The following is a 23,535-nucleotide window of genomic DNA, read 5'->3' on the forward strand; positions in this document are numbered from 1 at the left end:
TAACGGCTCTACGGCGTCCGCGTCGTCTCCTTTCTCCAGGTGACCGGGGGTTACCCCGTCGGCGGCTTCACCGGCAGTCCTGCCGTTCGGGCCGCTGTGCGCAGGACGTCTCGGAGCATAGTGGGGGTGAGTCTGCCGGTGAAGGTGTTGCGTTGGCTGACGTGGAAGCAGGCGAAGAGGTCTAGGCCGTCGAGGGACACCCGGGTGCCGTGGGCGAAGGGCGGGCGGGGGCGGGGGACGGGCCAGCCGGCTTCGGCGAAGGCCGGGAGGGCCGCCTGCCAGCCGAAGGCGCCCAGGACCACCACCGCGCGGAGGGTGGGGCGCAGCAGGGTGAGTTCCTGGACGAGCCAGGGACGGCAGGTGTCGCGTTCGCCGGGGGTGGGTTTGTTGGCGGGTGGTGCGCAGTGCACGGGGGAGGTGACGCGTACCCCGTACAGTTCCAGGCCGTCGTCGGCGGACGTGGAGGTGGGCTGGGAGGCCAGCCCCAGCTCGTACAAGGCCTCGTACAGCACGTCGCCGGAACGGTCGCCGGTGAACATGCGGCCGGTGCGGTTGCCGCCGTGTGCCGCCGGGGCGAGTCCGACGATCAGCAGACGGGCGTCCGCCGGTCCGAATCCCGGCACCGGGCGGCCCCAGTACGTCCAGTCGGCGAACGCGGCCCTCTTGGTGCGCGCCACCTCCTCCCGCCAGGCGACCAGCCGTGGGCAGGCCCGGCAGTCGGCGATCCGCCCGTCGAGGGCGGCGAGGCTGCTGTCGTCCATGACTCCACGGTAATTACCTCCGGGTCGAGGCGGTCGGGCCGCTAAGGTCGGATGCATGGCTTCGCAGGACGACCAGGACCGAGACGTGGATCCGAAGACGACCGCCGCCGTCGCCGCCGCCGAGGCGGCCGGGCCGGCGAGCGGGGAGAACGTACGGATCGACAGCTGGATCTGGGCCGTCCGGCTGGTCAAGACCCGCTCCATCGGCGCCACCGCGTGCCGGGGCGGGCATGTGCGCGTGAACGGGGAGCGGGTGAAACCCGCCTACTCGGTGCGCGTCGGCGACGAGGTGCGACTGCGGCACGAGGGCCGCGAGCGGATCGTCGTCGTCAAGCGGCTGATCCGCAAGCGCGTGGGCGCCCCCATCGCCGTCCAGTGCTACGTCGACAACTCCCCGCCGCCCCCGCCCCGCGAGGCCGTCGCCCCGATCGGCATCCGCGACCGCGGCACCGGCCGCCCCACCAAGCGCGACCGCCGCGAGCTGGAGCGCCTGCGGGACCTGGGCGGCCCGGGCGGCTTCGGAGGCGCACCGGCCAGCCGTCCCAAGGACCGGTGACACCGGTCCGGGCGGTCGCGTCCGTCACGGCTGTCGCCGCACCAGCCGCAGCAACCGGGCGTTGTGGTCCCGCCGCGCCCAGGCGATGACCGCCAGCGGCACGATCAGGACGACCGGGGTCGCCGCGTTCTGCCCGTCGAAGGCGGTGAGCTGCACGATGAACGCCCCCACCATCAGCGCGCTCAGCGCCACCGCCGACACCGACTGAAGCACCGGAATCAGCAGCGCCACGCCCCCGGCCAGCTCCAGCACCCCGATGCCGTACATGCCCGAGCCGCCCCAGCCCATCCTCTCGAAGGTCTCGACCGCCGTCGAATGCGCGATGAGCTTGGGCAACGCGCCGGCGAACACGAAGAACAGCGCGAGCAGCACCTGCACGGCGCGCAGCGCGACACGAGCGGCGCGGCGGCCGGAGGCGGACGCCGGCGACGTGGTGGGTGCGGTGGGCACGGTGCGTTCGGACACGGACATGTGGGTCTCCTGCGTGCGGGGATGAGGAACGGCCGTCGTAGTCAAAGGCCGTCGTGCTGTCACAGAGGCAGACCGGTCCGCGCTCCCGAACTCATCGCTGTCCGGGCGGCTCCGTCAGAGGCGCTTGTCCGGTACCGCCCGCACCCATATCCCGTCCTCGGTCAGATACCTGTCCACCCTCAGGCCCGCCTCCCCCAGTGCCTCCTCGAACTGCTCCTTGGTCAGCGGCCGGGAGCGGAAGGTCTGGGTCCAGGTCGCGTCCGGGAAGACGTACTCCGCGCGCACCGCGTTCACCCCACCACCGACCGGGTCCGCCGACACGATCCGCACCGTGAAGTCCACCGGGTCCGCCTTCTCCCCGTCCTCGGCCGGGGGGACCCATGTGTCGCTTCGCTCGCGCGGCAGATTGACGTGGTAGTCGCCGCCCTCCCGCTGGATCAGTACGCAGCCGTCCTCCGCCACGTGCCGCGCGCAGGTGCGCAGCAGCCCTCGCCGTACCTCCGGGTCGCCCGTGTGCACCAGGAACGACGCGAGTATCACCGCGTCGAAGGTCTCCCCGGTCTCCAGTTTCTCGATCGGGCCGCACATGGTCCGCGCCCCGCGCACCCGCTCCAGCATGTCCGGTGACTCGTCCACCGCAGTGACGGTGAAGCCGCGCTCCAGCAGCGGATGGGTCACGCGGCCCACACCGCAGCCCAGCTCCAGGATGTGCGCTCCCGCGGGCACGGCCGCGGCGATGACGTCCGGCTCGCTCCCCACGGGCAGCCGCGTGTACAGCTCCACCGCGCAGCCGTCCGGCGTGATCGCTCCCGGACCCGTCCCCTGATGACCCTCGCGCATTCTCAGCTCCATGCCCGGACAACGGCCCACCTCCGCACGGCCGTTCCCCTCCCGGCGCACTTCACCCGTTCGAGTGAGGCCGAGGTGAGGCCGGGGTGAGGCCGGCACCGCCTTGGTGTGCGGGCCGGGCGAGAGTACGTTGCAAGGAGGAGTGGTGATCGGCGATGCGTACCGGCAGTGAACCCACCACCGCGCGCAGTGCCCTGCGGGCACGGTTCTGGCTGTGCGTGTGGGGGCTCGTCTGGGCGTGCTTCGGCACGGTGGTGTTCGTGCTGGTCGGACGGCCCGGATGGGCGGCGGCCTGTGGTGTGCTGTGGCTGGTGATGGCCGTCGACTTCATGCTGGTCGTCCGGCATCTGCGGCAGGGTCCGCACTACCAGCCGGGACGGGACGTGCCGCCGTACTGGCCGCCGGACGACCGGCGACGGTAGCCGTCGGCGGAGGCCGGAGGCCGGTGGCCCGCGGGCGTCAGGTGTCGAACCGGGCCCGTTGCAGGTACTCCGGGTTCGGGTCCAGCGCGGCGGCCAGCCGGAAGTGGCGCCTGGCCTCGTCGGGGCGGCCCTGCCGCTCGTAGGTGCGGGCGAGCGCGAAGTGCGCGTACGCGTTGTCCGGTTCGCGCTCCAGCACGATGGTGAACTCCAGCTCGGCGGGCCGAAGCTGGGCCGCCGCGAAGAAGGCACGGGCGCGCAGCAGCCGGGCCGAGGTGTTCTCCGGGTGGGCGCCTATGACCCGGTCGAGCAGCTTCACCGCGCCCCGCGGATCCCGCGCGGCGAGCAGCTTCTCCGCGGCGCGGTAGTCGATGATGTCGGTCTCCGGAGTACGTTCGGACACTCATGCTTCCTTCCCACGCCGCAGTGGTTCAACGCCCCGGACGGGCCAGCCCTGTTCCCGGCGCCCCTCTATGCCTGCGGTCCCTGCTGCTCCTGGGGCCCCTGGTGCTCATGTGGCCGACGAGGCCCGTGCGCCCTGTGGCCCGGCTCCGCCCGGACCAGCTCCGCCCACACCTCCCGCACCCGCCGCTCGAGGCGGTCCAACGGTACGTCGTTGTCGATGACGATGTCCGCGATCTCCAGGCGCTTCTCCCGGGTCGCCTGCGCGGCCATGCGCGCGCGTGCGTCCTCCTCGGTCATCCCGCGCAGCCGCAGGAGCCGGTCGAGTTGCGTCGCCGGGCGCGCGTCCACGACGATCACGAGGTCGTAGAGCGGGGCCAGGCCGTTCTCCGCGAGGAGGGGGACGTCGTGGACCACGACGGCGTCCTCGGCGGCGGCCTGCTCCAGTTCGCGGGAGCGGGCGCGCACCAGGGGGTGCACGATCGCGTTCAGGACGGCCAGCTTCGCGGAGTCGGCGAAGACGACGGAACCCAGCCCGGGCCGGTCCAGGCTCCCGTCCTCGGCCAGCACCTGCGGACCGAAGGCGTCGACGATCGCCGCGAGGCCGGGCGTGCCCGGGGCGACGACCTCGCGCGCGATGCGATCGGCGTCGATCAGCACGGCCCCGCACTCCACGAGGAGCCGCGACACCTCGCTCTTACCGGCACCGATGCCCCCGGTGAGGCCCACTTTCAGCATGAGCGGCAGCTTAGGCCCTGTCGGCGGCGGCCCGCCCGGCGGGCGGCACATCCCGCCTCTCCTCGTCAGTTCTCGCCCTCCCGCTCCGCGAGGAAGCGTTCGAACTCGCGGCCGATCTCGTCCGCCGACGGGATCTCGACGGGCTCGGCGAGCATGTTGCCCCGGGTCTCCGCGCCGGCGGCGGCGTCGTACTGGTGCTCGAGGCCCTGGACGAGGGAGGTGAGTTCCTCGTCGCCTTCGCGGATCTGCCGGTCGATCTCGGTCTGGGTGCGGTGGGCCTCGTTGCGCAGGGAGTGGGCGACGCCCGGCAGGACGAGTCCGGTGGCCGAGGTGATGGCCTCCAGGGCCGTCAGCGCCGCGTCCGGGTACGCGGAGCGCGCGATGTAGTGCGGCACGTGCGCGGCCACCCCGAGCACGTCGTGCCCGGCCTGCATCAGGCGGTACTCCAGCAGCGCCTCGGCGCTGCCCGGCACCTGCGCCTCCTCGAAGGGGCTCCGGTGGCCCGGCACCAGGTCACTGCGGTTGCCGTGCGGCGTCAGGCCCACCGGACGGGTGTGCGGGACGCCCATGGGGATGCCGTGGAAGTTCACCGACAGGCGTACGCCGAGACGCTCGACGATCTGCCGCACGGCCGCCGCGAAACGCTCCCACTCCACGTCGGGCTCGGGCCCGGAGAGCAGCAGGAACGGCGCGCCGGTGGCGTCCTGGACGAGGCGCACCTCGATGCCCGGCACCTCGTAGTCGGTCCAGCGGTCCCGCTGGAAGGTCAGCAGCGGGCGGCGGGCCCGGTAGTCCACGAGCCGGTCGTGGTCGAAGCGCGCCACGACCTGGTGGGGCTGCGCGTCCAGCAGCCGCTCCACGATCTGGTCGCCGGTCTCCCCCGCGTCGATGTATCCGTCGAAGTGGTAGAGCAGGACAAGGCCGGCCGACTCCTGGGCGAGCGCCATGTCGACGACGGCCAGACCCTTCGGCTCCCATGCGTACAAACCCTGCGGATCAAGCACTGTGTGACCGCCCCTCCTCGTATTCGTAGGTTCACAACGAGCTGTGGGACGTTCGCATTCCCCGCCGGACGCGGGTTCCGGCAAGAGCCTCCGAACAGCTCGAAGGGCCGCACCCGGAACGGGTGCGGCCCCTCAAGTCATCGGCTGAGCCTCAGCGGCTGGGCCCCTGTGCGGGAGCTCAGCTCTGGCCGCCGGCCAGCTTCTCGCGGAGCGCAGCCAGCGCCTCGTCCGACGCCAGGGCGCCGGAGGTGTCGCCACCCTCGGAGGAGTACGAACCGCCGGACGCGGCCGGAGCGGCGGCCTCGCCACCCTCGGCGGCGGCAGCGGCGTCCGCCTCGCGGGACTTGATGACCTGCTGCTGGTGCTGCTCGAAGCGGGACTGCGCCTCGGCGTACTGGCGCTCCCACTCCTCGCGCTGCTTCTCGTAGCCCTCGAGCCAGTCGTTGGTCTCGGGGTCGAAGCCCTCGGGGTAGATGTAGTTGCCCTGGTCGTCGTAGGACGCGGCCATGCCGTACAGGGTCGGGTCGAACTCGACCGCCGACGGGTCGGCACCGAAGGACTCGTTGGCCTGCTTCAGCGAGAGGCTGATGCGACGACGCTCGAGGTCGATGTCGATGACCTTGACGAAGATCTCGTCGTTGACCTGGACGACCTGCTCCGGGATCTCCACGTGGCGCTCGGCCAGCTCGGAGATGTGGACCAGACCCTCGATGCCCTCGTCCACGCGGACGAACGCACCGAACGGAACCAGCTTCGTGACCTTACCGGGCACGACCTGGCCGATCTGGTGGGTGCGGGCGAACTGCTGCCACGGGTCTTCCTGCGTCGCCTTCAGCGACAGGGAGACACGCTCGCGGTCCATGTCGACGTCGAGAACCTCGACGGTGACCTCCTGGCCCACCTCGACGACCTCGGACGGGTGGTCGATGTGCTTCCAGGACAGCTCGGAGACGTGCACCAGACCGTCGACGCCACCCAGGTCCACGAAGGCACCGAAGTTGACGATCGAGGAGACCACGCCGGAGCGGACCTGACCCTTCTGGAGGGTCGTGAGGAACGTCTGGCGGACCTCGGACTGGGTCTGCTCCAGCCAGGCACGGCGGGACAGGACCACGTTGTTGCGGTTCTTGTCCAGCTCGATGATCTTGGCCTCGAGCTCCTTGCCGACGTACGGCTGGAGGTCGCGGACACGGCGCATCTCGACGAGGGAGGCCGGCAGGAAGCCACGGAGGCCGATGTCGAGGATGAGACCACCCTTGACGACCTCGATGACGGTACCGGTGACGATGCCGTCCTCTTCCTTGATCTTCTCGATGGTGCCCCAGGCACGCTCGTACTGGGCGCGCTTCTTCGAGAGGATCAGGCGGCCTTCCTTGTCCTCCTTCTGGAGAACAAGGGCCTCGATCTCGTCGCCGACGGCCACGACCTCGTTCGGGTCGACGTCGTGCTTGATCGAGAGCTCGCGGCTCGGGATGACACCTTCGGTCTTGTAACCGATGTCGAGCAGGACCTCGTCCCGGTCGACCTTCACGATGACGCCGTCGACGATGTCGCCGTCGTTGAAGTACTTGATCGTCTCGTCGATCGCTGCGAGGAAGGCTTCCTCGTTACCGATGTCGTTGACCGCTACCTGCGGGGTGGTGGCGGTGGTCTCGGTGCTGCTCGTCATGTGGGAAAGGGCTCCGGTGCGGACATTGAAGTCGTAGGTACTGCATTACGCCGGGAGCCCGTTTCGCTCTGCAGAAGCCGGACAGCCAAGGAAGCGCCACACAAAACACGGTGACGCCTCGAGAACCGAGGGGACATACAACAGATGCGAGCGCAGCCTGCTCCGTCTGAGTCGCGCAGGCCCGCAGCGCAACTTGTAGCATACGGGGGCAGCCGGACAGGGTCAATGCGCGAAGCCGCACAGCCGGGGCGAATCGCCCTATTTCCGGCAGAAAAACCGTCTCCCGAGGCCACGCCGACCCGAGCGAGTCCCCGCGGTCACCACCGCGGGAACCGGTCGGACGGGAGAGCCCGCAGATTAGTACGAGGGAGCCGATCATCCAAGAGCCAGCACCGTCCGAACAGTTCGAACCGGCCGAACCGGAGGCCACCCGGCGCGAGGCCGGTGCCACGGAGAGCTCCCGGGCCAACCGGGGCTGGTGGGACCGCAACGCGGACGAGTACCAGATCGAGCACGGCACGTTCCTCGGCGACGACCGTTTCGTGTGGTGCCCGGAGGGCCTGGACGAGATCGAGGCGGGGCTGCTCGGCGACCCCGAGGACCTCAAGGACAAGGACGTCCTGGAGATCGGCGCGGGCGCGGCGCAGTGCTCGCGCTGGCTGGCCGGTCTCGGCGCGCGCCCGGTGGCTCTGGACCTGTCGCACCGGCAGCTCCAGCACGCGCTGCGCATCGGCGGCGCGTTCCCGCTGGTGTGCGCCGACGCGGGCGCGCTGCCGTTCGCGGACGGCTCCTTCGACCTGGCGTGCTCGGCGTACGGGGCGCTGCCGTTCGTCGCCGACCCGTGCGCGGTGCTGCGGGAGGTGCGGCGGGTGCTGCGGCCGGGCGGGCGGTTCGTGTTCTCGGTGACGCACCCGATCCGCTGGGCGTTCCCGGACGAGCCCGGCCCGGAGGGGCTGTCGGTGTCCGGCTCCTACTTCGACCGCACGCCGTACGTCGAGCAGGACGAGGACGGGCGCGCGGTGTACGTCGAGCACCACCGTACCGTCGGGGACCGGGTGCGGGACGTGGTGGCGTCAGGGCTGCGGCTGGTGGACCTGGTCGAGCCGGAGTGGCCGTCCTGGAACACGTCCGAGTGGGGCGGCTGGTCGCCCCTGCGCGGGAACCTGATCCCGGGGACGGCGATCTTCGTCTGCGTACGGGACTGAGCGCGTGACCGGGTGCGGGAGTACGGGGCCGAGCGCGTGATCCGTCACGACGAGCTGGACGCGCTGCCGGTGCGCGGCGCGCTGCCGGCCCTCCACGAGGCCCTGGACGGCCACGGGACCGCGGTCCTGGTGGCGCCGCCCGGCACCGGCAAGACCACGCTGGTGCCCCTCGCGCTGGCCGGGCTGCTGGGTGAGGGTCCCGCGCGGCGGGTGGTCGTGGCCGAGCCACGGCGGATCGCGGCGCGTGCGGCGGCCCGGCGGATGGCGTGGCTGCTGGGCGAGAAGGCCGGCGTCGGCGTCGGCTACACCGTGCGCGGGGAGCGCGTCGTCGGGCGCCACGCGCGCGTGGAGGTCGTCACGACCGGTGTGCTGCTCCAGCGGTTGCAGCGGGACCAGGAGCTGGCCGGAGTCGACGTGGTGGTGCTCGACGAGTGCCACGAGCGGCATCTGGACGCGGACACGGTGGCTGCGTTCCTGTGGGACGTGCGCGAGGCGCTGCGGCCGGAGCTGCGGCTCGTGGCCGCCTCGGCCACCACGGACGCGCGCGTGTGGGCGGAGCTGCTGGGCGGGGCGCCGGTGGTCGAGGCGCACGGTGTGGCGCATCCGGTGGAGGTGGTGTGGGCGCCTCCCTCCCGGCCGGTGCGCCCACCGCACGGGACGCGGGTGGACCCCGCGCTGCTGACGCATGTGGCGTCGGTGGTGCGGCGGGCGCTGGCCGAGCGCGCCGGTGACGTGCTGTGCTTCCTGCCCGGCGTGGGCGAGATCGGGCGGGTCGCGGGGCTGCTGGGGGATCTCGGAGACGTGGACGTGCTCCGGGTGCACGGTCGGGCCCCCGCGGACGTGCAGGACGCGGTGCTGGTGCCGGGGCGGCGGCGCCGTGTGGTCCTCGCGACCTCGGTCGCAGAGTCGTCGCTGACGGTGCCCGGGGTGCGGGTGGTCGTCGACTCGGGGCTCGCGCGGGAGCCCCGCGTGGACCACGCGCGCGGGCTGAGCGCGCTGACGACGGTACGGGCCTCGCGGGCCTCCGGGCGGCAGCGGGCGGGCCGTGCGGGACGTGAGGCGCCGGGCGCGGTGTACCGGTGCTGGGCGGAGGCCGAGGAGGCACGTCTGCCCGCCTTCCCCGCACCGGAGATCAAGGTGGCCGATCTGACGGCGTTCGCCCTCCAGGCGGCCTGCTGGGGCGATCCGGACGCCTCCGGGCTCGCGCTGCCCGACCCGCCGCCGGGCGGGGCGATGGCGGCGGCGCGGGAGGTGCTGACGGCCGTGGGCGCGGTGGACCGTGCCGGGCGCGCCACGGACCGCGGGCGCTCGCTGGCACGGCTGGGGGTGCATCCGAGGCTGGGGCGGGCCCTGCTCGACGCGTCCGCCGTGGGCGGGGCCGAGCGGGTCGCGGAGATCGTCGCACTGCTGAGCGAGGAGCTGCCGAGGGAGTACGGGGACGATCTCGCCGCGGCCCTGCGGGCTGCCCGGCGCGGCGGCGACGCGTACGCGGCACGCTGGCGAACGGAGGTCCGCCGCCTGCGGGCCGCGGTACCGGAGGCCTCCGGCAGCCCCGCCCACTCAGGCACGGCCCGCGAGGCGGAGCTGCTGCCCGGCGCCGGGGGCGGGGGCGGGAGCCGGTCGGGAGGCGGCGAGAACACGAGCCGCGTCGGGCTTCGCCCCACCCGTTCACGGACCGAACCGGTGGCCGCGGATGGGATCACCAGCGAGCCGGTCACCAGGGGCGGGGGCGGACGTCGGCCTGGGGCCGCGGGCCCCGTTGAGTCTCGGCCCGCCCGTGCACGGACCAGCCACGGGACGGGACCGGTGGCCCCGGGAAGGAAGGCCAGCGAGCCGGTCACCGAGAGCGGTGCCGTGCGTCGGCCGGGGGACGCGGATCCCGTTGAGCTCCGGCCCGCCCATTCACGGACCGGCCATGGGACGGAATCAGTGGCCCCGGAGGAGAAGGCCGGCGAGCCGGTCGCCGGGGGCGGGGGCGGGCTTCGGTCCGGGGACGCGGGGCTTGTCGGGCTGGTGGCCGCTCTCGCCTTTCCGGAGCGGGTGGGCCGGCTCGACGGTGGCTCGTATCTGATGGCGTCCGGGACCCGGGCGGAGCTTGCGGAGGGGTCACCCCTGTGGGGCGCGCCCTGGATCTCCGTGGCCGTGGCCGACCGGCCGGTGGGCAGACGGCACGCGCGCGTGCAGCTCGCCGCGGTCGTCGACGAGGACGTCGCCCGGCTCGCGGCCGGGGCGCTCCGTACGGAGCGGGACGAGGTGCGCTGGGGCGACGGCGACGTCGTCGCGCGGCGGGTCGAGCGGCTGGGGGCCGTCGAGCTGGCGGTGCGGCCCCTGGCGGACGCCGAGCCCGGCCTCGTACGGGAGGCGCTGCTCGACGGGTTGCGGCAGGAGGGCTTCGGGCTGCTGCGCGGGGCGGCGGAGGCGAACCTGCTGCGGCAGCGGCTCGCGTTTCTGCGCCGGCACCTCGGCGAGCCCTGGCCCGACGTGTCCGACGACGCGCTGCACGCGCGCGTGGACGAGTGGCTGGAGCCGGAGCTCGGGCGGGCCCGGCGGCGCGCCGACCTGGCGCGGATCGACGCCGGGCAGGCGCTGGCCCGGCTGCTGCCCTGGGCCTCCGGTGACGCCGCCCGGCTGGACGAGCTGGCCCCGGAGCGGCTCACCGTGCCCTCCGGGTCCCGGATCCGGATCGACTACGCGGATCCCGAACGGCCCGTGCTCGCCGTGAAGCTCCAGGAGATGTTCGGCCTGCACGACTCGCCCACGGTCGCCGGGGTCCCGGTGCTGGTGCACCTCCTCTCGCCGGCCGGGCGTCCCGCCGCCGTCACCGCCGACCTCGCCTCCTTCTGGCGGACGGGCTACCGGGACGTACGGGCGGAGCTGCGCGGGCGGTATCCGAAGCACCCCTGGCCGGAGGACCCGGCGTCCGCGGAGCCGACCCGGCACACCAACGCCCGGCTCAGGCGCTGACCGGTTCCGGCCCCCGGCGGGGATCCGCCCGCCGGAAAACGCCGAGGGCGCCCAGCCACTGCGGCGGGGCGCCCTCGGGGTGTTCGCGCCGGTGCTACGAGGATGCCGAAGGACTGGGGGACGGCGTGGCCGGGGTGTCGGCCGGCGCCACCTTCAGCTCCACGGTCAGCGTCGCGCCGCCCGCGGTGGTGACGCGCAGCAGGAACGTGCCGGCGGTGTCGTCCGCGTACAGCTTCGGCAGCTTCAGCAGGCCGTTCGCGTCCGTCTGAAGGTTCAGGGTGCGGACCGGCTTGCCGTCGGCGTCCTTGAAGTAGGGGCCCTTGTCGTTCTGGGCGGGATCGTCGGCCGACCTGACCAGGGTGGCGGTGGCCGCGACCCGGTCCGCGACGGCGCCCTTGTAGGTGGCCCTGACCTCGACCTGGCCGGCGAACTCGCCGCCCGGGACGCAGACCAGCGCGGTGTCGGTGGTGCGGGCGAGGGCGTCCGCGGCGCGCTCGGTGACCGTGGCCGTGTAGTCGATGCCAGGGAGCGTACGTCCGACGACCGCCGCCCGGACGGTGAAGTCGCCCGTCCTCTCGCCGGCCAGCAGCGCCGGCGCCACGGCCACGCCGGAGGCGTCGGTGGCGACGGTGGCGACCTTCTCGCCGCCGGTGAAGGCGGCATCGGTGTCACCGATGATCGTGAACCGGATCCGCACCTTGCCGACGGCCTTGCCGTCCCCGGTCACGGCACGGGTGCTGATCTTCTCCGTGAACGCGTCGCCCGCCATGGCGGTGAGCTTGTCCGTGCCCGCGTCCTGGAGGTGGTGCACGGTGTCGGTCGGAGTGGGCGGCGCGCTGGGCGTGCCCGGGGTGGACGGCGGGCTCGGCTCGGACGGCTGGGCCGGCGTGGAAGGGTCCGGGCTCGGCGTCGAGGAACCGCCGCCCTGCTTGCCGGGCGCGGCGGGCTTTCCGGAGCTGCCGGGTGAGGGGGTGGCCCTCGGGGTGGGCGGCTGCGGCGTCGGACCGGGGTTCGCGCCGGTGGTGTGGTCGCTGCGGTGGGACGGCAGGGGGCCGGTCCCGTCCGGGACGGAGTGGCTGCCCTCGCGGTAGAACTCAAGCCACGTCAGGACGGTGTGCAGATAGTCCGTCGAGTTGTTGTAGCTGAGGATCGCGCGCCGCAGGTCGGCGTCGGTGGACAGGTCCCAGCCGTAGCGGCACAGGTAGTGGCCGGCGGCGAGGGCGGCGTCGTAGACGTTGTTGGGGTCCTTCTTGCCGTCGCCGTTGCCGTCGCGGCCCGCCCAGGCCCAGGTGGAGGGGATGAACTGCATGGGCCCGACCGCGCGGTCGTACCTGCTGTCCCCGTCGTACAGGCCGTGGTCAGTGTCGCTGATGTGGGCGAAGCCGTTGCCGTCGAGGCGCGGGCCGAGGATCGGGGACACCGTGGTGCCGTTGGCGTCGACGTTGCCGCCGCGGGCATGTCCGGACTCCACCTTGCCTATGGCGGCGAGCAGTTGCCAGGGCAGGTTGCAGCCCGGCTTGGACGCCCGCAGTTCGGCCTCGGCCTTCTTGTAGGCGTCGAGCACGGTGGCCGGTATGCCGGCCTCGGCCGGGCCCTTGGAGATCGGCGTGCCGACGACGGGCGCCGGGCTGGGGCTGTTGAGGGGCGGCAGGTCCGTGTAGTACGGAGAATCGCCGGTCGCGCTGCCGTCGATGGTCCCCTCGGGCTGGGGCGTCGCCTCGGCGGCGGTCTGTCTGCTGTTTTCGTCGACGATGACGCCGGGAGCCTGCGAGGCGGACAGAGCCGCGACCGCCGCCGCGGCCACGGCCGTGGTTGCCGCTCCCTTGCGCAACCTGCTGCCGAAATGCGCCGCCATAGAGTGAGCCCCTCCTGTGGACGCCCGAGCGTCCGTCTCTGTCTGTCCGTTCGCCATGTTGTGACGATCGACCCGTGTGACTGGTTGCCCTCGCGGGGCCGCACAGGTTGACGAATCCAGGTGACCCTACGACAACTTCCTTGGCATCGGGACCCGTTCGCGCCCGATTTTCACCGGTTGGCCACGACTGGTTAACGGGTGCGCCCCTCGTGTGCCACGCATACTGAACGGCGATGATCACAGGGGCCCGCCGGCCCCGTCGCCGCACGCCAGGAGGAGCCCCGTTGCCGTTCACTCTGAGCCATGCGGCGGCCGTACTGCCCGCGATACGCGGCGACGGAACGGGGCGGGGCCGGCTGGTCCCCTCGGTGCTCGTGGCGGGTTCCTTCGCGCCCGACCTGATCTATTACACGGCGGGGTTCGTGCCCGGTGCGATGGAGTTCGGCGCGGTCACGCACTCCTTCCCCGGGGTCTTCACCCTCGACGTGCTGTTCGCCTGGCTGCTGGTCGGGGTGTGGCTGCTGCTGCGTGAGCCGCTCGTCGCGCTGCTGCCGCGCGCCCGGCAGGGACGGGCGGCGGCGCTGACCCGGTGCGGCACCCCCTGGACGCGACCGCGCCCGGCCTCGGTGCCGTGGTGGTACGCCTCCGCCGCGCTGGGCGCCCTGACGCACGTGGTGTGGGACGCGTTCACCCACCACGACCGGTGGGGGATGCGGCTGTTCCCCGTGCTGGGCCGGGAGTTGGCCGGGGCACCCGTCTACTGGTACCTGCAGTACGGCAGCTCGGCGGTGGCGGCCGTCGTGATCGCGGGGTTCCTGGTGCACGCGCTGCGGCGGACTCCGGCGGGCGAGCCGGTGGGAGTGCCCGGGTTGTCGGTACGGGACCGGCGGCGGGCCTGGGCCGTGATCGCGGTCTGCGCGGTCGCCGGTGCCGTCCAGCGGACCTGGCACTGGTGGACGGGCCGGGGGTCGGCAGCCGCTCTCTGGGAGCTGATTCCGACCCTGTGCTTCGGCGCGGGCGCGGGGCTGGCCGTGGGCCTGCCTCTGTACGCCCTGGACGTCAGGGTCCGGCGCGGGGCCCGGCGTGCGAGTGCCGGGGGCGAGGGCGGAGGCCGGGACGGCGTGACACGGTCGGCCGGATCGGTCGGTTCCGGCCGCGAGGGGGACTGTGCCGGTGCTTCTTCCGGTCCGGACGGCGGGAGTGGTTCTTCAGCCCCGGCGGGCTGAGCCGGGCCGCCTCTTCGCCCGGGGCCGGTTCGGCCGGGCTCAGGGGTTCCGGCGGTCCTGGCGGGAGCGGTGTGGGGACGGCTCGCCCAGCCGGTCGCCGGTGGGGGTCGCGGTGGCGACGAAGACGGTGATGCTGCGCACCGGGCGGGGGCGGTGCAGTGGGGAGAGCAGCAGGGCGAGGTAGCCGCGAGCGGTGTCCGCCCACAGGCGCCAGGCGCGTGTCTCCGCGAGGACGGGGTCGCCGGGGCCGAACCGGTCGCGCAGCCCGCTCGCGGCACGGCGCAGGGTCGCCGTCACATCCGCCGGAACGCGGGCCGTGCCGGCCCCGGGAGCGAAGGGCCGGACCGACAGAGGTGCCCCTTTGGGGGCCTCACCGATGTCCACCCGTATCACCGCCGGGCGGCGGTTGAGCATGCGTATACCCATGCCCGCATCCTGTCGGGCACGGCCCGCGGCTGCGCCTCTTCGGGGTCCACGTGAGTGACGGGCCCTGCCACGGGTGCGCCACGCGGGGGAGAACCCCGCTGTCGGCGCACCCCGCAGCGGGCGAAGCGGCCCTTCGGTGACCTGCACGCGGTGCCCACGGGACACGCAGGGCTCAGGCGTCGGCGCCGACCGGGGCTCCGTCACCGTCTCCAGCTGCGGCTGCGGCTGGAGACTGCGGCTGCGGGGTGTGCCGGGACTGGGAGCCGTTCGCCGACGTGACGCACCCGCGACAGCGGGGGGCCGAGCAGGGTGGCTGCCCGCACCGGCGCCGTCGCACGGCACCCGTACAGGGCAGGACAGCCCCGAGCCACGGCCGCAGGGCCGTCCATGTGGGCCCGGTGGCCCGGATCTGCCTCCGCACGCGCGCCGCACGGCTAGTGCGCTGCCGACTCCCAGTCCGGGCCCACGCCGACCGAGACGTCCAGCGGGGCCCTGAGCTGTACCGCGCCGGCCATCTGGTGGCGGATGATCTGCTCCACCGTCTCGCGTTCACCGGGGGCGATCTCCAGGACGATTTCGTCGTGCACCTGGAGGAGCATCCGGGAGGCGAGGCCGGCCTCGCGCAGGGCGCGGTCCACGTGCAGCATGGCGATCTTGACGATGTCGGCCGCCGTGCCCTGGATGGGCGCGTTGAGGGCCATGCGCTCGGCCATCTCACGGCGCTGGCGGTTGTCGCTGTTGAGGTCGGGCAGATAGCGGCGGCGGCCGAAGAGGGTCTCGGTGTAGCCGGTCGCCCGCGCCTCGTCGACCACGCGGCGCAGATAGTCCCGTACACCGCCGAAGCGCTCGAAGTAGGCGTCCATCAGGGCGCGTGCCTCGGCCGCCTCGATGTTCAGCTGCTGGGAGAGGCCGAAGGCCGACAGCCCGTACGCCAGGCCGTAGGACATCGCCTTGATCTTGCGCCGCATCTCCGGCTCCACCGCCGAGCGGTCGACGCCGAAGACCTGCGAGGCCGCGGTGGTGTGCAGGTCCTCGCCGGAGGTGAACGCCTCGATCAGGCCCGCGTCCTCGGACAGGTGGGCCATCACGCGCAGTTCGATCTGGCTGTAGTCGGCGGTCATCAGCGACTCGAAGCCCTCGCCGACCACGAAGCCGCGCCGGATGGCCCGGCCCTCGTCCGTGCGGACCGGGATGTTCTGCAGGTTCGGGTCCGTCGACGACAGGCGGCCCGTCGCGGCGACCGTCTGGTTGAACGTGGTGTGGATACGGCCGTCGGCGGCGATCGTCTTGATCAGGCCCTCGACGGTGACGCGCAGCTTCGCCTGCTCGCGGTGGCGGAGCATGACGACCGGCAGCTCGTTGTCCGTCTGGGTGGCCAGCCAGGCCAGGGCGTCGGCGTCGGTGGTGTAGCCGGTCTTCGTCTTCTTCGTCTTCGGCAGGGCGAGCTCGCCGAAGAGGACTTCCTGGAGCTGCTTGGGCGAGCCGAGGTTGAACTCGTGCCCCGCCGCAGCGTGGGCCTCCTTCACGGCCTGCTGCACCGCGCCCGCGAACATCTGCTCCATCGTCTCGAGGTGGGTGCGGTCCGCCGCGATGCCGTTCCGCTCCATGCGGGCCAGCAGGGCGGACGTCGGCAGCTCCACGTCGCGCAGCAGGTCAGCCGCGCCGACCTCCGGGAGACGGGCCTCGAAGGCCTCGCCGAGGTCGAGGACGGCGCGAGCCTGGATCATCAGGGCCTCGGCCTCGGCGCCCTCGTCGGCGCCGAAGGCGAGCTGACCGTCGGCCGCGGCGGCGGGGGCCAGCTCCCGGTGCAGGTACTCCAGGGACAGCGCGTCCAGGTCGAAGGAGCGACGGCCCGGCTTGACCAGGTAGGCGGCGAGCGCGGTGTCCATGGTGGCGCCCTCGATGGTCCAGCCGTGCTCGGCGAAGACCCGCATGGCGCCCTTGGCGTTGTGGAAGACCTTGGGCCGGTCCGCGTCGGCCAGCCAGGCCGCGAACGCGCTCTCGTCCGCCTCGTCGAGCTGCGACGGGTCGAACCAGGCGGCCGCTCCCCCGGGCGCGGCGAGCGCGATCTCGGCGACGGAGCCCGCGCCCAGGGCCCAGGTGTCGACGGTGGCGACGCCGAGGACCTGCGTGCCGTGCTCGGTGAGCCAGCCGGCCAGCTCGCCGGTGCCGAGCACGGTGCCGTCGAGCTGCACGCCGTCCGTCGTGATCGGGGTCGTCTCGGCCTCCTCGGCGCCCGGGTCCACGGCGAAGAGCCGCTCGCGCAGGGAGGGGTTACGGATCTCCAGGGTGTCCAGGATCATCGCGACGGCCTTGCGGTCGTACGGAGTGCGGGTGAGGTCGGTGACCGTCTTCGACAGCTCCACGCTCCGCTCCAGCTCGGTGAGCCGGCGGTTGAGCTTGACGGACTCCAGGTGGTCGCGCAGGTTCTGGCCGGCCTTGCCCTTGACCTCCTCGACCCGCTCCACGAGCTGGGCGAACGAACCGAACTGGTTGATCCACTTCGCGGCGGTCTTCTCACCGACACCGGGGATGCCCGGCAGGTTGTCCGACGGGTCGCCGCGCAGCGCCGCGAAGTCCGGGTACTGGGCCGGTGTCAGCCCGTACTTCTCGAAGACCTTCTCCGGGGTGAAGCGGGTCAGCTCGGAGACGCCCTTGGTGGGGTAGAGCACCGTCGTGTGCTCGGAGACCAGCTGGAAGGAGTCGCGGTCGCCGGTGACGATCAGCACCTCGAAGCCCTCGGCCTCGGCCTGGGTGGCGAGGGTGGCGATCACGTCGTCCGCCTCGAACCCGTCGACGGCGAAGCGGGACGCGTTCATCGCGTCGAGCAGTTCGCCGATCAGCTCGACCTGCCCCTTGAACTCGTCCGGGGTCTTGGAGCGGTTCGCCTTGTACTCGGTGAACTCCGCCGAGCGCCAGGTCTTGCGGGAGACGTCGAAGGCGACCGCGAAGTGCGTCGGCTCCTCGTCACGCAGGGTGTTGGCCAGCATCGACGCGAAGCCGTAGATGGCGTTCGTCGGCTGGCCCGTCGCGGTCGTGAAGTTCTCCGCGGGCAGCGCGAAGAACGCGCGGTAGGCCAGCGAGTGCCCGTCCATGAGCATCAGCCGCGGCCGGGCGCCGCCGGGGGTGGTGTCGGTCTTCTTCGATGCTGTCTCTGCCACGCCCCCGATCCTGCCACGTACCACTGACAGCCGAAGCCCACGCCCTGACGGCCGCGGCCTCACCGCCCACCTCTGCGGCCTCCGGGACGCCCGCCCCAGTGCCCGGCGGGCCTGTGCCGCCTGGGGCCCACCCCTGCGCCGCGCAGGAAGACAGTGCGCACGACGGCACGCTTCGCAGCCGAGGGCCCGGTCGCACGCCACGGCAGGCCCGCGCGCCTGGCCGTCGTGCCGGGCCGTGAGCCCTGCGGCGCAGTCCGCGGCCACCTCCAGGGGCCGGGGGACGCCCCGCCCCGGCCGCCGTCGCGACACCCCGCGGCGCCCAGCCACCCGGAGCCCGCCCCGCCCCGCTGGAAGACGGTCCGCGCCACGGCACGCTCCGCAGCCCGGCGGCCGGTCGTGCGGCGCGGGACAGATCTGGGGCGGACGGGGGCGCTCCTGTGGCTCGGTCCGGGCGGCAGTCGGCCGGGCGGCCCCGGGCGGCCCATGGGCGTGGTTGCCACGGTCCGTGTCCCGGGCCTAGGGGCTTTCGTACGGTCGTGCGAGGATCGGGAGCGTTCTTCATGTGCCGCGAGTCGAAGGAGAGCGTGCTATGGCCACGAAGCCGCCCAAGGGTGATCCGGTTCAGGACGCGCCGCAGGTAGCCGAGCCGCAGCACGCGGCGGCGGGGCTGCCGGCCATCGGGCACACCCTGCGGATCGCCCAGCAGCAGATGGGGGTGCGGCGCACCGCGCTCACCCTGCTGCGGGTGAACCAGAAGGACGGCTTCGACTGCCCGGGCTGCGCCTGGCCGGAGCCGGAGCACCGGCACACGGCGGAGTTCTGCGAGAACGGCGCGAAGGCGGTCGCCGAGGAGGCCACCCTGCGCCGGGTCACCCCGGAGTTCTTCGCCGCGCACTCCGTGTCCGACCTGGCGGACCGCAGCGGCTACTGGCTGGGCCAGCAGGGACGGCTCACCCACCCCATGTACCTGCCCGAGGGCGCCGATCACTACGAACCGGTCACCTGGGAGCACGCCTTCGACATCGTCGCCGAGGAGATCACCGCCCTCGACTCCCCCGACGAGGCCCTCTTCTACACCTCGGGCCGCACCAGCAACGAGGCCGCGTTCCTCTACCAGCTCTTCGCGCGCGAACTCGGCACCAACAACCTGCCCGACTGCTCCAACATGTGCCACGAGTCCTCCGGTTCGGCACTGACGGAGACGATCGGCATCGGCAAGGGCAGCGTCCTCCTGGAGGACCTGTACAAGGCCGACCTGATCATCGTCGCCGGTCAGAACCCGGGGACGAACCACCCCCGGATGCTCTCCGCGCTGGAGAAGGCCAAGGCGGGCGGCGCGAGGATCATCAGCGTCAACCCGCTGCCCGAGGCCGGCCTGGAGCGGTTCAAGAACCCGCAGACCCCGCAGGGCATGCTCAAGGGCGCCGCGCTCACCGACCTGTTCCTGCAGATCCGCATCGGCGGCGACCAGGCCCTCTTCCGCCTCCTCAACAAGCTGATCCTCGACACCGAGGGCGCGGTGGACGAGCAGTTCGTCCGCGAACACACCCATGGCTACGAGGAGTTCGCGCAGGCCGCCCGCGCCGCCGACTGGGACGAGACGCTCACCGCGACCGGCCTCACGCGCGCGGAGATTAACCGCGCGCTGGAGATGGTCCTCGCCTCCAAGCGCACGATCGTGTGCTGGGCGATGGGCCTGACCCAGCACAAGCACTCCGTGCCGACCATCCGCGAGGTCGTCAACTTCCTGCTGCTGCGCGGCAACATCGGCCGCCCGGGCGCGGGCGTGTGCCCGGTGCGCGGCCACTCCAACGTGCAGGGCGACCGCACGATGGGCATCTTCGAACGCCCCGCCCCCGCCTTCCTGGACGCCCTGGAGAAGGAGTTCGGCTTCGCACCGCCGCGCGAACACGGCTACGACGTCGTACGGGCCATCAGGGCCCTGCGCGACGGCGAGGCGAAGGTCTTCTTCGCCATGGGCGGCAACTTCGTCTCCGCCTCCCCCGACACCGACGTCACCGAGGCCGCCATGCGCCGGGCCCGGCTGACGGTGCACGTGTCGACCAAGCTCAACCGCTCCCACGTGGTCACGGGCGCGCGTGCGCTGATCCTGCCCACCCTCGGCCGCACCGAGCGGGACGTGCAGGCCGGCGGCGAGCAGTTCGTCACCGTCGAGGACTCCATGGGCATGGTGCACGCCTCCCGGGGCCGACTGCGGCCCGCGGGCACGCAGTTGAAGTCGGAACCGGCCATCGTGTGCGCTCTGGCCCGCCGCGTGCTGGGCGGCAGGAGCGTCGTGCCGTGGGAGGAGTTCGAGCAGGACTATGCCGCGATTCGCGACCGGATCGCCCGGGTGGTCCCCGGCTTCGAGGACTTCAACGCGCGCGTGGCCCACCCCGGCGGCTTCGCGCTGCCCCACGCCCCGCGCGACGAGCGCCGCTTCCCGACGGCCACCGGCAAGGCCAACTTCACCGCCGCGCCGGTGGAGTACCCCGAACTGCCCGAGGGCCGCCTGCTGTTGCAGACGCTGCGCTCGCACGACCAGTACAACACCACGGTGTACGGCCTCGACGACCGCTACCGGGGCATCAAGAACGGCCGGCGCGTGGTGCTGGTCAACCCGGAGGACGCGCGGGCGCTCGGAGTGGCCGACGGCTCGTACGTGGACCTGGTCGGCGAGTGGAAGGACGGCGTGGAGCGGCGGGCACCGGGCTTCCGGGTCGTGCACTACCCGACGGCCCGCGGCTGCGCCGCCTCCTACTACCCGGAGACCAACGTGCTGGTACCGCTCGACGCCACCGCCGACACCAGCAACACCCCGGCCAGCAAGTCCGTCGTGGTGCGTCTGGAACAATCGACGGCCGACTGAGCGTTCGCTCAGTGCATGCGGTGGCCGACCGACCACGAGCCGGTCGGCACCGAGCCGATCAAGGACGAACGGAGCCGGACCCCATGGGCGAGCAGCAGCACGTGAAGTTCCCGCAGGAAGTCCTCGCCGAGTACGCCGCACTCGGCGTCGACCTGCCCGCCCTCTTCTCCGCCGGACACCTCGGCACCCGCATGGGCGTGCAGATCCTGGAGGCGTCCGCCGACCGCGTCGTCGGCACCATGCCGGTCGAGGGCAACACCCAGCCCTACGGACTGCTGCACGGCGGCGCCTCCGCCGTCCTCGCCGAGACCCTCGGCTCGGTCGGCGCCATGCTGCACGGCGGCAGCTCCAAGATCGCCGTGGGTGTCGACCTGAACTGCACCCACCACCGCGGGGCGCGCTCCGGGCTGGTCACCGGTGTGGCCACACCCGTCCACAAGGGACGCTCGACGGCGACGTACGAGATCGTGATCAGCGACGAGGAGGGGCGGCGGGTGTGCAGTGCCCGTCTGACCTGCCTGCTGCGCGACGTGAACCCGGGCGACGGCCCCGCCGGCGCGGCCGGCTGAGCCACAAAGCCGCCTCCCCGACCGTTGCCCCCGGACACCGGGCCGCCTAGCTTCTTGCCATGACAACGGGAGGAGCGCCCCGGCCGGGGGCGCGGTCGAACCTGTCCCGCCCTCAACCGCCTTTCGCGGCAGGGGATCTGACGTGCCGCCGGGTCGAGGCGGCCCGCCCCGGCAGGAGACCGTTGCCGTGAACGGCATCGGGCCGCTCGAACCGGGCGAAGGCACGCGCGCGTGGGGCACGTCCGACCGGGACGACCCGGACGACCTGGATGCCCCGGAGCCCCCGCCCCGTACCGGCATCCTCGCGCACGGCCCCCTCGCGCCCCTCGCCCGGCTGTACCGGCGGCACCGCCGGACCGCCCTCACGACCCTGACACTCGCTCTACTCCTCGCGGGCGGCGGCTACTTGACCGCCGTCCGCCAGGACGCGCCGCCGCCCCCTCCACCACCCCCGGCGCCGCCCTACCCGTCCCTGGTGACCGACGTGTCCTATCTGGACGAGGTCGCCGCACCCCACGCGGCAGGAACCAGGACATTCAGCTTCGCGGTGCTGGTCAGCGTGCGGTCCGGCCCGCCCGTGACCGTCACCGGCATCGACCAGCCGTACGCGGGGCTTTCCCTCACCTCCGAGCCGCGGACTCCTTTCCTCATCCGGGCAGGATCCGCCCATAAAGTTGCGATCACCATGCATGTGAAGGAATGCGGAAAAGTGCCGGGGAACGCCGGACTCCCTTTCCTGGACGTAACACTGCGTAATAAACGTGCAATCCAGGTGCACAGCTTCATCCTCGGCTCACGGTATGCGCAGAGCCTCTCCCAGGCTCTGCAAGTCGCCTGCGGCAACGATTCTCGGTAATCACCAAAACCGTTGAGACGCCTGATCGCAGCAGCGTCCGTCCTGCGGGTTCTCAGAATCCGGACCGGGCGAATCTGCCTGAATTCCACACTTCCACCCGGCGCGTACCGCTCTGCATTACGTCGTGTCATAACAAGAGAGTCACAGCCTTGGCCAAGCCCTCCTCGACGTTCCCTGCACGCGCCTAGAGTCACGGCCAGTCACGGCGCGTCGGATTACCTCTTCGACTCCGCGCTCGACTCGACCTCTTCCAGGGGGGAGGGGCCGTGCCAGGGAAAGGACTGATCGTGCGTCAACGTTCACTCATCGCCGTAACCGCAGCACTGGCAGCGGGAGCACTCACCCTCACCGCCTGCGGCTCGCGGGGCGACGACAAGGGTTCGGACTCCGGCAAGGGTGACACCATCGTCACCATCGGCGTCGACGCGCCGCTGACCGGCGGCCTGTCCGCGATGGGCCTCGGCATCAAGAACTCCGCCGACCTCGCGGCCAAGACGGCCAACAAGCAGAAGTTCGTCAAGGGCGTCACCTTCAAGATCCAGGCCCTCGACGACCAGATTCAGGCCTCCGTGGGCCAGCAGAACGCCACCAAGTTCGTCGCGGACAAGTCCGTCCTCGGTGTCGTCGGCCCCCTGAACTCGTCCGTGGCCGAGGCCATGCAGAAGGTCTTCGACGACGCCCACCTCGTCGAGGTCTCCCCCGCCAACACCGGCCCCTCCCTCACCCAGGGCACGGACTGGCGCAACAAGAAGGTGCGCCAGTACAAGTCGTACTTCCGTACCGCGACCACGGACGCCATCCAGGGCCCGTTCGCCGCGCAGTACCTGTACAACACCGCCAAGAAGACCAAGGTCTTCGTCGTCGACGACAAGAAGACCTACGGCGCCGGTCTGGCCGGCACCTTCACCGAGGAGTTCAAGAAGCTCGGCGGCAAGGTCGTCGGCACCGAGCACATCAACCCTGAGAGCAAGGACTTCTCCGCGGTCGCCACCAAGGTGAAGAACTCCGGCGCCGACGTCGTCTACTACGGCGGCGAATACCCGCAGGCCGGCCCGCTCAGCAAGCAGATCAAGGCCGCCGGCGCCAAGATCCCGCTCATCGGCGGCGACGGCATCAACGACGCCAAGTTCATCGAGCTGGCCGGCGCCGACAGCGGCGGTGACCTCTCCACCTCCGTCGGCGCCCCCGTCGAGGAACTCGACTCCGCCAAGCAGTTCGTGGACGACTACAAGTCCGCGGGCTACAAGGAGGAGTACTCCGCCTACGGCGGCTACTCCTACGACTCCGCCTGGGCCATCATCGAGGCCGTCAAGAAGGTCGTCGAGGACAACGACGGCAAGCTGCCCTCCGACGCCCGCGCCAAGGTCACCGAGGCCATGCAGAACGTCTCCTTCGACGGTGTGACCGGCACGGTCTCCTTCGACGAGTTCGGCGACGCCACCAACAAGCAGATCACCGTGTACGCCGTCAAGGACGGCAAGTGGGTGTCCGTCCACTCCGGCACCTTCACTGGCTGAGCCTCACCGGCACCGCTC

General features: G+C 72.2%; 19 protein-coding genes. 9 read left to right on the plus strand and 10 right to left on the minus strand.

Translation table 11 applies throughout. From position 1 onward, the window contains the following. Positions 1-50 precede the first annotated feature (50 nt). Entirely contained in the window at positions 51-761 is a 711-nt protein-coding gene (locus ACIP4X_RS01040) for a uracil-DNA glycosylase (protein ID WP_358732730.1), read from the minus strand. 55 nt (positions 762-816) lie between these two features. On the opposite strand from ACIP4X_RS01040, the gene ACIP4X_RS01045 reads away from it, so the two are divergent. Beyond that, on the plus strand, positions 817-1,317 hold the full coding sequence (locus ACIP4X_RS01045; protein ID WP_358732732.1) for an RNA-binding S4 domain-containing protein: 501 nt from the start codon (positions 817-819) through the stop codon (positions 1,315-1,317). Positions 1,318-1,341: 24 nt separating this feature from the next. On the opposite strand, the gene ACIP4X_RS01050 is transcribed toward ACIP4X_RS01045, so the two are convergent. Together ACIP4X_RS01050 and ACIP4X_RS01055 are read right to left on the minus strand one after the other, a co-directional pair. Next, positions 1,342-1,788, minus strand: coding sequence for a DoxX family protein (locus ACIP4X_RS01050; RefSeq protein WP_401346025.1), 447 nt, complete (start codon positions 1,786-1,788; stop codon positions 1,342-1,344). A gap of 114 nt (positions 1,789-1,902) precedes the next feature. Further along, positions 1,903-2,640, minus strand: a complete 738-nt coding sequence (locus ACIP4X_RS01055; RefSeq protein ID WP_358732736.1) for a class I SAM-dependent methyltransferase — start codon at positions 2,638-2,640, stop codon at positions 1,903-1,905. A 152-nt stretch (positions 2,641-2,792) separates the two neighbouring features. On the opposite strand from ACIP4X_RS01055, the gene ACIP4X_RS01060 reads away from it, so the two are divergent. Continuing rightward, positions 2,793-3,059 carry a DUF6343 family protein gene (locus tag ACIP4X_RS01060; RefSeq protein ID WP_358732738.1) on the plus strand — a complete coding sequence of 89 codons (267 nt, stop codon included), beginning with the start codon at positions 2,793-2,795 and terminating at the stop codon, positions 3,057-3,059. A 37-nt stretch (positions 3,060-3,096) separates the two neighbouring features. On the opposite strand, the gene ACIP4X_RS01065 is transcribed toward ACIP4X_RS01060, so the two are convergent. The 4 genes from ACIP4X_RS01065 to rpsA form a co-directional block, all read right to left on the minus strand. Next, positions 3,097-3,459: a tetratricopeptide repeat protein gene (locus ACIP4X_RS01065; protein WP_358732740.1), complete on the minus strand. Its 363-nt coding sequence runs from the start codon at positions 3,457-3,459 to the stop codon at positions 3,097-3,099. A 68-nt stretch (positions 3,460-3,527) separates the two neighbouring features. Further along, the gene (gene coaE / locus ACIP4X_RS01070) at positions 3,528-4,196 is read right to left on the minus strand and encodes a dephospho-CoA kinase (protein WP_358732742.1); all 669 of its coding nucleotides are present in this window, start codon (positions 4,194-4,196) and stop codon (positions 3,528-3,530) included. Positions 4,197-4,261: 65 nt separating this feature from the next. Continuing rightward, the gene (locus ACIP4X_RS01075) at positions 4,262-5,200 is read right to left on the minus strand and encodes a PAC2 family protein (RefSeq protein ID WP_358732744.1); all 939 of its coding nucleotides are present in this window, start codon (positions 5,198-5,200) and stop codon (positions 4,262-4,264) included. Positions 5,201-5,378: 178 nt separating this feature from the next. Further along, complete coding sequence (gene rpsA / locus ACIP4X_RS01080; RefSeq protein WP_358732746.1) at positions 5,379-6,869, minus strand: 30S ribosomal protein S1; 1,491 nt, start codon at positions 6,867-6,869, stop codon at positions 5,379-5,381. 356 nt (positions 6,870-7,225) lie between these two features. On the opposite strand from rpsA, the gene ACIP4X_RS01085 reads away from it, so the two are divergent. Together ACIP4X_RS01085 and ACIP4X_RS01090 are read left to right on the plus strand one after the other, a co-directional pair. After that, positions 7,226-8,074, plus strand: coding sequence for a class I SAM-dependent methyltransferase (locus ACIP4X_RS01085; protein ID WP_401346434.1), 849 nt, complete (start codon positions 7,226-7,228; stop codon positions 8,072-8,074). Between the two features lie 36 nt (positions 8,075-8,110). Then, positions 8,111-11,038 carry an ATP-dependent RNA helicase gene (locus ACIP4X_RS01090; RefSeq protein ID WP_401346028.1) on the plus strand — a complete coding sequence of 976 codons (2,928 nt, stop codon included), beginning with the start codon at positions 8,111-8,113 and terminating at the stop codon, positions 11,036-11,038. Between the two features lie 94 nt (positions 11,039-11,132). On the opposite strand, the gene ACIP4X_RS01095 is transcribed toward ACIP4X_RS01090, so the two are convergent. Further along, a complete protein-coding gene (locus ACIP4X_RS01095; protein ID WP_401346030.1) occupies positions 11,133-12,893 on the minus strand; it encodes a lytic murein transglycosylase in 1,761 nt (586 codons plus the stop codon). Positions 12,894-13,177: 284 nt separating this feature from the next. Here ACIP4X_RS01095 and ACIP4X_RS01100 point away from each other — a divergent pair, with 284 nt between their 5' ends. Next, entirely contained in the window at positions 13,178-14,119 is a 942-nt protein-coding gene (locus tag ACIP4X_RS01100) for a DUF4184 family protein (RefSeq protein ID WP_358732751.1), read from the plus strand. Between the two features lie 39 nt (positions 14,120-14,158). Here the strand turns inward: ACIP4X_RS01100 and ACIP4X_RS01105 are convergent, their stop codons facing one another. Continuing rightward, a complete protein-coding gene (locus ACIP4X_RS01105) occupies positions 14,159-14,545 on the minus strand; it encodes a hypothetical protein (protein ID WP_358732753.1) in 387 nt (128 codons plus the stop codon). A 434-nt stretch (positions 14,546-14,979) separates the two neighbouring features. After that, positions 14,980-17,706 carry a DNA polymerase I gene (gene polA / locus ACIP4X_RS01110; RefSeq protein ID WP_358731330.1) on the minus strand — a complete coding sequence of 909 codons (2,727 nt, stop codon included), beginning with the start codon at positions 17,704-17,706 and terminating at the stop codon, positions 14,980-14,982. A 589-nt stretch (positions 17,707-18,295) separates the two neighbouring features. On the opposite strand from polA, the gene ACIP4X_RS01115 reads away from it, so the two are divergent. The 4 genes from ACIP4X_RS01115 to ACIP4X_RS01130 all read left to right on the plus strand — a co-directional run bounded on the left by ACIP4X_RS01115 (position 18,296) and on the right by ACIP4X_RS01130 (position 23,517). Next, complete coding sequence (locus ACIP4X_RS01115; RefSeq protein WP_391453596.1) at positions 18,296-20,575, plus strand: FdhF/YdeP family oxidoreductase; 2,280 nt, start codon at positions 18,296-18,298, stop codon at positions 20,573-20,575. Between the two features lie 83 nt (positions 20,576-20,658). Then, the gene (locus tag ACIP4X_RS01120; RefSeq protein WP_358731328.1) at positions 20,659-21,144 is read left to right on the plus strand and encodes a hotdog fold thioesterase; all 486 of its coding nucleotides are present in this window, start codon (positions 20,659-20,661) and stop codon (positions 21,142-21,144) included. Positions 21,145-21,331: 187 nt separating this feature from the next. Further along, positions 21,332-22,000, plus strand: coding sequence for a Tat pathway signal sequence domain protein (locus tag ACIP4X_RS01125; protein WP_358731326.1), 669 nt, complete (start codon positions 21,332-21,334; stop codon positions 21,998-22,000). Positions 22,001-22,287: 287 nt separating this feature from the next. Then, positions 22,288-23,517, plus strand: coding sequence for a branched-chain amino acid ABC transporter substrate-binding protein (locus ACIP4X_RS01130; RefSeq protein ID WP_358731324.1), 1,230 nt, complete (start codon positions 22,288-22,290; stop codon positions 23,515-23,517). Positions 23,518-23,535 lie beyond the last annotated feature (18 nt).

The organism is Streptomyces sp. NPDC088817 (assembly GCF_044750345.1).
In the GTDB taxonomy this organism is placed as follows: domain Bacteria; phylum Actinomycetota; class Actinomycetes; order Streptomycetales; family Streptomycetaceae; genus Streptomyces.